The 12148-nt window shown below is 30.8% G+C and carries 9 protein-coding genes and 1 pseudogene; 5 read left to right on the plus strand and 5 right to left on the minus strand.

Features of this window, described 5'->3' with window-relative positions; genetic code table 4:
* Positions 1-735, plus strand: coding sequence for a YebC/PmpR family DNA-binding transcriptional regulator (locus tag T329_RS0100920; RefSeq protein ID WP_029608568.1), 735 nt, complete (start codon positions 1-3; stop codon positions 733-735).
* Between the two features lie 51 nt (positions 736-786).
* Here T329_RS0100920 and T329_RS0100925 read toward each other — a convergent pair whose 3' ends face one another.
* Positions 787-1581, minus strand: a complete 795-nt coding sequence (locus T329_RS0100925; protein WP_029608569.1) for an alpha/beta fold hydrolase — start codon at positions 1579-1581, stop codon at positions 787-789.
* A 106-nt stretch (positions 1582-1687) separates the two neighbouring features.
* Here T329_RS0100925 and T329_RS0100930 point away from each other — a divergent pair, with 106 nt between their 5' ends.
* Entirely contained in the window at positions 1688-3298 is a 1611-nt protein-coding gene (locus T329_RS0100930) for a sugar phosphate nucleotidyltransferase (RefSeq protein ID WP_029608570.1), read from the plus strand.
* Positions 3279-4274, plus strand: coding sequence for a DMT family transporter (locus tag T329_RS0100940; RefSeq protein WP_156933763.1), 996 nt, complete (start codon positions 3279-3281; stop codon positions 4272-4274). The genes T329_RS0100930 and T329_RS0100940 overlap by 20 nt, the downstream gene beginning before the upstream one ends.
* 80 nt (positions 4275-4354) lie before the next feature.
* Here the strand turns inward: T329_RS0100940 and ftsH are convergent, their stop codons facing one another.
* The 4 genes from ftsH to T329_RS0100960 are packed head-to-tail and all read right to left on the minus strand — an operon-like array spanning position 4355 to position 10056.
* Positions 4355-6445, minus strand: a complete 2091-nt coding sequence (gene ftsH / locus T329_RS0100945) for an ATP-dependent zinc metalloprotease FtsH (RefSeq protein WP_156933765.1) — start codon at positions 6443-6445, stop codon at positions 4355-4357.
* Entirely contained in the window at positions 6432-7343 is a 912-nt protein-coding gene (gene tilS, locus T329_RS0100950) for a tRNA lysidine(34) synthetase TilS (RefSeq protein ID WP_051630112.1), read from the minus strand. Before tilS ends, ftsH begins: the two co-directional genes overlap by 14 nt.
* A complete protein-coding gene (gene pth / locus T329_RS0100955; RefSeq protein ID WP_029608575.1) occupies positions 7324-7881 on the minus strand; it encodes an aminoacyl-tRNA hydrolase in 558 nt (185 codons plus the stop codon). The genes tilS and pth overlap by 20 nt, the downstream gene beginning before the upstream one ends.
* Entirely contained in the window at positions 7882-10056 is a 2175-nt protein-coding gene (locus T329_RS0100960) for an ATP-dependent DNA helicase (RefSeq protein ID WP_029608576.1), read from the minus strand. It lies immediately after the preceding gene.
* Between the two features lie 260 nt (positions 10057-10316).
* Here T329_RS0100960 and dnaA point away from each other — a divergent pair, with 260 nt between their 5' ends.
* Complete coding sequence (gene dnaA / locus T329_RS0100965) at positions 10317-11735, plus strand: chromosomal replication initiator protein DnaA (RefSeq protein ID WP_051630113.1); 1419 nt, start codon at positions 10317-10319, stop codon at positions 11733-11735.
* A gap of 128 nt (positions 11736-11863) precedes the next feature.
* Positions 11864-12148 (plus strand): annotated as a pseudogene (locus T329_RS0100970) (DNA polymerase III subunit beta); the annotation flags it as partial.

The raw sequence follows: 12148 nt of genomic DNA on the forward strand, positions 1-12148 counted from the left end.
ATGGCAGGACACTCACACTCAGCCAATATAGCTCACAGAAAAGGGGCTCAAGATGCTGCTAGAGGTAAAATTTTCCAAAAACTTTTTAAAGAAATCTATGTTGTTGCAACAGGTGCTGGTGGGCCTGACCCAGATACAAACCCAGCTTTAAAATTAGCTATTTCAAAAGCTAAGGCAAAAAATATGCCTAAAGCAAACATTGAAAGAGCTTTAGCTAAAGCAAAAGGTGAAGCTAAAGAAGGAGCTTCATTTGTAGAAACTCTTTTCAACGCAACAATTACTGGTGGAGCAACATTTTTAATTAAAACTCTAAGCGACAACTTAAACCGTACCAAATCTTCAATGACCGCTTTATTTAACCGTCAAAATGCTGTTTTAGGTAAAACTGGTCAAGTTCCATTCCAATTTGATCTATTAGGTTTACTAGAAATTAATAAATCATTAATCGATGAGGACACAATCACTTTAACAGCATTAGATAAAGGTGCTAGCGATATTGAAGTTTTTGAAGATTCATACTTAATTACTTGTACACCTGAAAACTTTAGCGATTTAAAACAAGCACTAGAAAATGAACTAGGAATTAGTGAATTTATGCAATGCGAAGTTACATATGTTCCTAACTCAACAGTGGTTTTTGAAGGCGAAAAAGCCGATAAAATTAAAGAATTTGTTGCTAAACTAGAAGATGATGACGATGTTCAAGAAGTATTCCACAACATCGAATTTGAGTAAAATACACGTTTTTGTGTGTTTTTTTATACAAAAAATGCAACATTTGTTGCATTAATTGGTTAGAAATGGTTCTAGAATATTAATAAAGCTATCTCAATCTTCTTCAAACATCATGTGACCTGTTTTAGGAATGTATAAGGTTTTAACATTCTCAACACATTCGTCAAAATATTTTAAGCAATTGTCTCTGTCGATAACCCCATCCTTTTCACCTAAGATTAATAGTGTTGGAACTTTGATTGATTTAAGACCTTCTTCAATATCTAGATGAAGTTGCATAACAGGTAAAGAAGCACCCAATTCCAAAACATCTTCATTGTTAAAATGATTTGGATCAAATGTTGATTTGGTCAAATTCATTCAATTTTTATTGCTTGTGAATTTGGTTGTATCAAAATATAATGCATCCATGAATAATAAAAATTCTTCAAAAGTCTTAGGAAAGTATGTGTTTCTATAGTTTTCAGCAGTTGCTAAAGAAGTTTTATTCATTGGTGCAATATAAACCATTTTCGAAAATAATTCTGGTTTAAGTTTGTTTGCTAGCGAAATGGTTCCTCCGCCCATTGAGTGACCAATTAAAACAACATTTTTTAAGTTGTTTTTCTCAACAAATTCAACCAGTAAACGTGCATATTGATACACATTTATTTGGTGGTCCTTGACTGCTTTAACGCCACTGTTACCAGGGAATTGAATTGCATAATAATTTGATTTTGTTCAGTATTTTTCAAAAATTTTAAAAGCTGCTGGGCTTGAATTGAATCCGTGTACAAAAATTATGTTTTGCTCTGCGTTGTTATTGTTTTTAAAAATGTATGGGTAATCATAAATAATTTCTTTCATTTTCATCTCCTTGCCATTAAATTTTACCAATAAGTTGTTTTTGTAATCGTTATTGAATACATTTTTATGTTTTTCTATACAATTTATGTACAGATATTGAGGTAATATGAATAAAATAAAGAAAAATGCAATTATTTTAGCTGCTGGATTTGGTTCTAGACTTGTTCCACTTACTTTTAAAACACCTAAAGGTTTGGTAAAAATTAAAGATGGTCATTCAATGATTGAAAGACAAATCATTTTCCTAAAGCAAAATGGCATTGATGAAATCCATATTGTTGTGGGCTATAAAGCTGAATGTTTTAATGAAATAGCCAACAAATACAATGTTAATTTGATTTTTAATCCTGATTTTGATAAGTCTAATTCATTTATCTCTCTGTATAAAGCCAAGGAATATTTGCAAAACACATACATTCTTAATTCAGATGCTTGAATAAATTCTAATTTTTTCAATGCATTGAACGAAAAGTCATTTATGACAATAATCCAAAATAAATCTAAATCACGCAATGTGTACGAATGAAGAACAAAATTTGATGAAAATGGCAAAATTACTGAATTAAAACCGTGCAATTTGATTGAAAATGATTTTTATATTACAGGTCCAGTGTATTTTGATCACCAAACATCAATAAAATATTTAGATTTAGCTGAACAAATGTTCAAGGATGAATCATTGGCTCAAAATTCTTATTGGGAACAACCTATTTTTGAACTATTGCAAAAAACGGATATTTACATTAATAATCAAACAAATAACGTATTCGAAATAGATAATCTTAACGATATTAAGTTTGTTGATTCACATGAGCAATCTATTGTTGAAAATGAGTGTTTTACTGAAATTTGTCAACTTTTTCACTGTAAAATCAATGATATTAAGCATGTTTCATCAATCAAAAAGGGACTAACAAATAACTCATTTTCATTTGTTCTTAACGATACTAAATATGTTTATAGATCTGCAGGAGAAGGCACTGAAAACATAGTCGATAGAGACAGAGAACAAAAGGTTTATAGTTTAATTCAATCTTTTGAGCACGCTGAAAGAATTTATCACTATAATCCAGTCACTTACTCAAAAATTACCTACTTTGAAACAGGTTCAAAAAATATTGATGCATATAATTTTTCACAAGTGAAAAAATGCATGTCAATGATTAAGAAATTTCATGCTAAAAAGTATAAGTTAGGTCAAGAATTCAATATTGCTCAAGAGATAAATAAATACACAAAACAGGTAAATAAAAGCTTAAATTTATTGCTAAATGAGTACATAATTACTGAAAAAATCAATAAAATTTTTACATTTGTTGAAAAACTAAAGGTTGATAAATTTCTTAGTCACATTGATTTTATTCCAGACAACTTGCTTATAAATCAAGATGGTTTTGTGACATTAATTGATTATGAGTATGCAGGTGATTGTGATCAATTAATTGATATTGCCGCATTTGCAACGAGTGCTTTTTACAATAAAGATGATTTGGATAAAATAATAGGATACTACTTTAACCAAAGACAAGCTTCAAGATTAAAATTTATTAGAATTTACGCATATATGGCACTGCTGGGATATTTATGATGAATTTGAACACTTGCATTTATTGATAAAGGCAACAGCATCGACACTGAATACAGTCAACACATGTTAAATAACGCAAAATTTTACACAAATTTACTGGAGAATGAGTATGAAGAAGTTTTTAAGTAAATATACTCTCGAGTCGATTGGCGGCTTATTATCAGCAATTCTGTGGGCCTTTAGCGGTATTGCTTTGAGCTTGTTTTCAGCGTTGAACGGTGAATTCAGTTCACAAATAGGAACACTTAAATTCGGAATAATGAGTGCGTTTATTGTTGAAATATTTATGTTACTTTGCTCTTTAATTATTGTGGTAATCATCAAAAAACAAGTCAGTCTTAAAACTATTTTTCCCTTCCATAATAAGAAAATATGGGTATTAATTTTAAGCAGCTTACTTGGGGCACCGCTTGGCTCAGCCATGTATATGCTCGCAATTGTTGAAATTGGCGCCTTTAAAGCTTCATCACTTTCAACTCTTTACCCAATTTTGGCCACCATGTGTGTTTACATTTTTATGCGTAAAAAATCAAGTTGAAACACAATTTTGGGTTTAATTATTGCTGTATCTTCTGCTGTATCATTTGGTTTGATTGCTGGATATAATGAACCCAGCAGTTGAAAAGGTTATGTGTATATTGCTGTTGCTGTAGTAAGTTGAGGCTTAGAAGCTTTTTTATCTTCAATTAGTTTAGAAAACAATATAGATCCTTATGTTTCAATATTCATCCGTTCTTTAACATCTGTATTGGTATTTGCTGCTGTATTAGTTCCGGCTTTTGGGGGCTATAATAAAACCCAAAATTTGAGTAATTTCATACACAATTCTAGCTGATATATCATATTTTTATTTCTCGCAGCTTTGCTTTCTAGTGTCTCTTTTATGTTCTATTATCGAGCTTTAAACAAGTTGTCAGTACCTAAAGCAACAAGTATTAATATAACTTACTCATTGTGAACTATGATTTTTGAGCCTATTTTAATTACTGTTGGAGCTTGAAAGCCTAGCCCGTGGTATGTTTATGTTTTAGGGGTTATGATTTTAGTTGGGGCAATAATTGGTTTATTGGAATTTAAACCAAAAAATAAGCAAAGTGCTGTATAATGTATCTCGCGATGAGCCGCCGTTAAGGTGTAATACTTAATGTACCGCCAAATTGGTGGTTTTTTTATACAAAAAACACACTATTTAGTGTGTTCTTCATTATTTTGTGATGATTGAGAATCTTGAATTAATTCGTCAAGTGATTTATTTTCTTCTTGTTCTGGTAAAACTTCTTCAGGTTTAGGAGGCAATTGTAGGTGTGTTGAAATGTATTCAATTTCTTCGGCAACAATTGTTTCTTTTTCCAGTAATGCAGTTTTAATTAATTCTAATAATTCTCTGTTTTGTTCAATAGTTTCTTTAGCTCTTCTTTTGGCTTCTAAAATTATTTTTCTAACTTCAAGGTCAATTTCGTGAGCAATTTGTGATGAGAATGAAGATGATTTTAAATAATCACGACCTAAGAATGGCGAACCTTCGTCCGCTTCATATTGGATTGGTCCTAAATCTGACATACCAAACTCAGTTACCATTTTACGTGCTATTTTTGTTGCTTTTTGAATATCATCACTAGCGCCTGTAGAAATATTATCGGCACCATAAATAATTTCTTCGGCAGCGCGTCCGCCCATAAATGAAGTAATCATCGAGATTAGTTCTTGTTTAGACATGTTGTATTTTTCTTCTTCAGGCATCATTAGGTTATATCCACCGGCTTGGCCACGTGGAATAATGGTAATTTTTTGCACTTTATTTCCACCAGGTATTTTAATACCAACTACTGCGTGTCCAGCCTCGTGGTAAGCAACCATTGTAAGCTCATTTTTAGAAATAACCCTGTTCTTTTTAGCAGGACCCGCCATAACTCTATCAATCGCTTCATCAATATCTTCTAATGTAATGACTGGGTGATTAAATCTAACAGCTAATAGACTAGCTTCATTAATAACGTTTTCAAGCTGAGCACCTGAATAACCCGGTGTTCTGCGAGCAACTTTGCTCATGTCAACATTGCTTGCTACACGTTTACCTTTTGCGTGTAATTCCAAAATTTCTTGTCTTTCTTTTACATCAGGTAAACCTACAGTTACTTGTCTGTCAAAACGTCCAGGTCTAATTAACGCAGGGTCTAAAACATCTGTACGGTTGGTTGCAGCAAAGAATAAAATACCATTATTTTGTTCCATACCATCCATTTCAACAAGCAATTGGTTTAGTGTTTGTTCACGTTCATCGTGACCACCACCTAAACCAGCACCTCTAGTACGTCCAATTGCATCAAGTTCATCAATAAATATAATTGCAGGCGCATTTTTTCTAGCTTCAGCTACTACACTTCTAACTCTTTTAGCACCTAGACCTACATACATTTCAACAAAATTTGATGCTGAAATAAAGTAGAAAGGAACATTCGCTTCTCCAGCTGTTGCTTTGGCAAGTAAGGTTTTACCCGTTCCAGGAGGACCTCCAAGCAAGATTCCATGTGGCATTCTCGCACCAGCAGCTGCATATTTTTTAGGATCTTTTAGATAATCAACTATTTCTCTAATTTCCTCAATCGCCTCTTTATTTCCGGCAATATCTTTGAATTTTTTATCACTTTTTATTTTTTGGGCAGGGCTTTTTTCTTCCCCAACCATACCAACCATACCACCACCTTTAGAAATTGATCTTAGTAAGAATCAGCCAATAAAGATTCATAAAAGAATTGGTAGCAATGATTGTAAAATGACTTGTCATCATGGCGTTGCGTTTGATGGAATAGGTTTAGAAGTTAATAATGCAATTGTTTCTTTACCGTCAATAAATGATTTTCCCGCTTGTTGTAAAACCTCTAAATATGTTATTGAATTTGATTTTCCAAAATATTCAGCCATAGACGAAGACAACAAGTACGACTGATCGAATCATTGATTGGTGTTGTCTCTACCAATATTGGCAAGAAAATGATAATCTATTCCATTTTTGGAAAAAACATAAGATATTTGGCCATTAAATCAATCTTGTGTAGCGGATTTAATGAAAATTTGATCATTTTCACTAGCTATTGCCTCTTTAACATGAAAATGAAATTGGTCTATACCTACAATTTGATCTTGTGGTAAAAATCTTTGATATAACAGGTAAATAATTACACCAGCAGCTATTAAACCAAGAATAGTAACCAAAATTGTTCAAATAACTTTACCTTTGTTGTAATTGTTGTTGGGAGTGTTTCTATCTCTCATCATTCCCCTTTCTATTTAATATTAAATTATATATTAACTTACCTCTTTTTTTAACTAGCCACACACTATCTTTTATTAGGTATTTAGACGTTCTATTGGCCGAACAATATCACTGAATTATTGAGTGTATTTTAGATGAGCTTAAATTAATATTTTGAAAGTTCTCATGAACAAATTTATATATCAATTGTTCTTTAAACCCGAGGTCAACAAAGCAGTCTTGACTGTATTCAGTGTTTGCTCAAATTTTATATACATTTTTAATCTTTTTTCAATCTTTATTAGCATTTATGAGTACAAATTCATTGTAGATTTTTTCTTTTTCTCTGGTTGATAAAGTTGATAATTTTTGTCTAATTTTATTTCGCGTGTAGACAGGAATAAAATTAGTTTTATCAAGGCAATAATCAATGTTGAGTTGATTAAGTTTTGATATGATCTCGCTCTTATAATATAGGTCAATAAAAGGTCTATACACAAACATGTCGAACAAAATATTTGTAGATTTGATTCCAAAAAACATTGGGTTTCTTCCCGATTCTTTTTGCATCAAAGCGGTTTCTATAAAATCATCTTTATGGTGTCCGGTTAATAAAATTTTGCAACTGTATTTATCGTATAGCTCTTTAAAAAACAAATATCTTTGCTCCCTGGCTCAATTCTCAAAATTACCTTTTGAGCTTGAACGATCACAAACTCTAGTTTCAAAAACTATATTTTTGTGTGAGCAAAAATTTTTAACAAATTCAATTTCAGAATCACTTTCAACTCTGGTTTTATAGTTTACACTAGCAACAACTAAATTGCTTCTACCGTATTTTTCAATAGCTCAGTGTAATAATAACATTGAATCGGGGCCACCGCTAACAGCGATTAAAACTTTATTTCTTGTATGTTCCATTAAATTTTTCAATTACTTTATTAATATCATTGTATACAAATGACAAGGCAGCGTCAGCTGCAACATCTAGTACTTGTTCGAGAATTTGCATTTCTTCAACTCTAAACTTACTTAAAACTCAGTCTTTTAATTCAAAATTGGCATCTCTGCCTATCCCAATACGTAATCTTTTAAAATCATTTGCACTAAAAATATCCATTACGCTTTTAACGCCATTATGACCGGCAGCTGAGCCACCTATTTTTATTGAGGCTTGACCTAAAGCAAAATCTTTTTCATCGTAAATAATCATAACATCAGATGAGTCAATTTTGTAAAACTGACATATATCATGAATAAAATTACCAGATTTATTCATATATGTAGATGGTTTCGCAACGATGAATCCATCGCCTAGTCCAAATTTGCCGTTAAATTTGTCTTTATTTAGTTTGATACCTGTTTTTTCTAAAATTTTATCAACTGTTAAAAAACCTGCGTTGTGGCGAGTAAATTTATATTCTTCACCAATATTACCTAATCCAACTATTAGCTTCATTTAGCCCTCCATTTTTAAAAAATTACTGAAGTTTGTGTATGTTTTATTGATTTTTTCTTTATTTTTAATTTTACTTAAATAATAAGCAATGTCGCCAATAATTACTAAGTTCTCTTTAGCTCGCGAAACTGCTGTATACATTAGTTTAGTTGACATCAAAACATTATATTCTGGCAACACTGAATAAATAACACATTCAGATTCGGAACCTTGAAATTTGTGTACAGTTAAAGCATAACCTAGCGTCACATATTTTGCAAAATCAGAACGGCCGTAATTTACTTTTTTGTAACCAAAATCAACCTCAATTAAGTCTTTGTTGCTTGAAAACGCAGAAATGTAACCTATTTCCCCGTTATAAACGTCTAGATCATAGTCATTTTCATTTTGAACAACCTTGTCACCTAAATAAAATGTTCGCTCGGTAGGGCCTGAACCAAAACTAATAGAATTTTGTTTGTTGTCTATGTCTTTATTTCTAAACAAATTTCATCTTTGCAATATTTCATTAATGTTTTTGATACCGTGTTCAGTTTTGTGCATAGGGACTAAAACCACAACGTTTTCTAGGCCAAATTTTTCTACTTTTTCTGAATAGATTTCAACTAAAGCATCGTTGAATCTTAAACTTGTTACATCCTTTCACTCTACATCGTTTGTTTGTAGACTTGGTTCGATGTTATTTTTGATTGCTAAAAAGTGTTGCGGTATTTCGTTTTTATCTGTTCTAAAAATATCAACTAGCTTTGTAAAAGCAATTTTATTGCTATCCAAAATCCCTTCTATGAAGTTCCCTTGCCCTATACATGGTAATTGGTCATTATCGCCAACAAGAATAATTTTTTCTAGGTTAGGTGATTTTTTAAGCACTAATCAAAAAATATCAGTATTTACCATTGAAAACTCGTCAATAATTACAACTTTATGATTTGAATCTACTAGCGATGAAGTTGAGTTGTTTTTGTAATCTGACTTACCAATTAAAAAATAACTGTGAATAGTTTTAGCTTTATAACCTGATTTTGATGCAATATTTGATGCTGCTCGACCTGTAGGTGCAACAATTGCCACTTCTTTATCAATTTTGTATATTTTTTCAGCCTTGAAATAATCAACTATTGACTTAATCACATATGATTTTCCAGTTCCTGGGAAGCCAGAAATTAAAGAAACACTATTGTTTATTGCATTTTCAAATGCTTGTTGTTGTAGGTCTGATAAGGTTGAATATTTTGCAACTGTTTTGGTTTTGGAATAGGTGTGATTTAGACTTAATAATCTGGCAGCTATGTACATTTCTTTTTGTTGCATTGAATGCGTTGAAACTCTAGAAGTTTCAACATCAAAATACAATGTTTGTTTATTGATCATATCTTTAATTCTTGAAATTATTGATGCTTCCGAATACAATTTATAGTCTTTTAAGCAAAAATCAACAATGTTATCTATTTCAACCAGTGTTGAGTTATTGTTAAAGCTAATTTGCGTCACAGCTTCGTAAATTAAGGCATTTAGTCTTAAATCACTTTCTGATAAATCAAGCAGTGTTGCTAGCTTATCTATAATTTCAAACTCGTAATCTAAATTAAAAACCAGTGAGTATGGATCTATTTCTTTGATTTTGTCAAGCAGGTTATCTTTACCTAACTCAGCAGTTAAAGAGTTATATAAACGTTCTAATCCTTTGGCGATAAAAAAGTTAAGACTTGGATCCGAAAATTCGTCAATAAATTTTCTTAACGCTTCAATTTGTTTATCTTTTAAAACTGTTTTAAATGGTTCATCATCTTGTTTAAATTTATTTAGTCAATCGGTTCCGAATTTTTGTTCCATTTTTTCAACAGTGGTTAAACCTATACCTATGTTAGAACGAATAAGTATTTTTTTGAACTCATCGTTATCTTTAGGTTGGCTAAGTTGCAATGAGATCAAAACCATCGAATTGTATTTTTTACTGTTATTTTTACCTAAAACAACTTCATAAGGTGTCATCAATTTAATTGATTTTGCAGTCATAAAAACAGGGTGTGAAACTCCTGAATCAGTCACAAAAATGGCTAGAGTGTAATCTCAGTTGCTTTTTTCGCCACCGGAAAGAATTTTTTTAAACTGCCCTCTTTCTTCGATAGTTTCGCCTGCGTTTTTATTATTAATTTTTAACTCTTTTAAACTCATAATTAGTATTATTGTAAATTAAAAACGTAAATGTAGTTATGAACTGTGGATAAAGTAGTTTTTTAAGGATTAATAACACAATTTATCCACAATGTTTTTGTGAATGTATATAACGTAGAATTTTTACATATTTACCTATAAAATAGATATTTTTTATGTTAATAATTTTGTTGATAAGTTGTGTATAAGTTTTATATTCATATTATATTAACCATATAATAAAAAATTGAATATGATTTACTAATAAACACGGAGGAAATATGCGTAAAGATGAAATTGAAAAAAGCAGAAATATAGCAATTAATGAAGCATTTTTGAAGTCTATGGCGATTGAAGTCAGTGATAAAATGCTTTTTAAAAGTTTTTTTCTACCTTTGCGTATAGTTGATGTGACAGCAGGGTTTGTTACAATTGAGACTGACCTAAGTAAAGATAGCATTAATATCATCAAGTCTTCGTTTAACGACAAAGTTATAAAAGTTTTAAGCGAAATATTAAATCTTAATGCCTCTTACTCCATTGAACACAAAAAAGCGATTAAAAAAATTGTTTCTCCTGATCCAATAGTTACGCAAAAAGTTCAAGAGGTTAAAAAGCAAATAATTAAGACTTTGCGAAAAAATAACGACACATTTGTGCGTGAATTCACGTTCGAAACTTATGTTGAGGGCGATTTTAACCGCGAAGCAATAAAAATTGGTAGAGAAATAGCTGCAGGAAATTTTAATTTTAATCCGGTTTTTATTTCTGCTAATTCAGGATTGGGTAAAACACACTTACTTAACGCTATCGGTAATGAATTAAATAAGCAAGATAAAAAAGTTATTTATCTGAATCCAGCTGATTTTGTTTCGGATATATCAATGCTTTTGCAAGAAAATAATCAAGCCAAAATAAAAGCTACAACAGATGATTTAAACAATGCAGATGTCGTAATGTTTGATGATTTTCAATATTATGGCCAGGGTAATAAAAAATCAACTTTACAAATAATTAATCAAATTTTGGATCATAGGATAAACACAAACAAATTAACTATTTTTTGTTCAGATAAATCGATTATTTCTTTAAATTCAACATTTGATCAGCGTCTAATTACCAGATTAACAATGGGTTTGCAGGTTCAAATAAAAAACCCAAGACAAGCTGATTTATTGAAAATTCTTGAGTATTTTATTGAAATTAAAAATATGCACCCAGATAATTGAGAAAAAGAAGCTAAAGAATTTATTGCACGTAACTTTCACGATTCCATTAGGAGTTTGCAAGGCGCAATTAACAGATTATTTTTCTATAATGATGGTATTGCAAAAAACGCAAATGGTAGGTATACTGAGGCTATAGTAAATAAAATTCTTTCTTCTATTGCATCAAACAAAGAAAGAATAACACCTGAGTCAATAGTTGAATATGTCGCTAAATATTATCGAGTTAGCAAGAAAGATATTTTGGGCAAATCTAGACTTAAAGATATTGTGCTGGCTAGACATATAGCTATGTTCATAATTCGTGAAGAGATGGGAATATCGCTAGAAAAAATTGGTCAAATTTTTGGGAATAGGGATCACTCAACCATTATTAACGCTATTAAAAAAGTTGAAGCTTCAAGAGAATTAACCGATCAAACCTATAACCGTGCTATTTCCGCTATCTCAGAGGAGATATACAAACTTAAATAGGTTTTATCCACAATGAGTATTTGTGTAAAAAACGGATTTTGTGGTTAAAAAATAGCTAAAAATGTCGTTTTTATACTTATCCACAAATTAACAAAATATATTACTTTTATTTATTAATAAGGAGTTTTATGAAGTTTAAAATTAATAAAAAAATATTGGACGATGCATTAGAGATTGTTTCAAAATATGTAGATCCACTAAGCACATTCTATAGTTTTAGATGTGTATTGGTAAAAATTGAATCGGATTTTATTACATTAAGAGCAGCTAATGATGCAACCAATATTATTAAAAAATTGGTTGTTGATGATGTAAACATTAAAGTTGAAGAAACTGGTGAGTTTTTAGTTCAATCAAATATTTTTAAATCTATTATTAAAAAACTGTCGGGTAATATAACAATTTCAAAAACA

Origin of the sequence: Mycoplasma simbae ATCC 49888 (genome assembly GCF_000702705.1) — a bacterium.
Taxonomy (GTDB): domain Bacteria; phylum Bacillota_I; class Bacilli_A; order Mycoplasmatales; family Metamycoplasmataceae; genus Mycoplasmopsis; species Mycoplasmopsis simbae.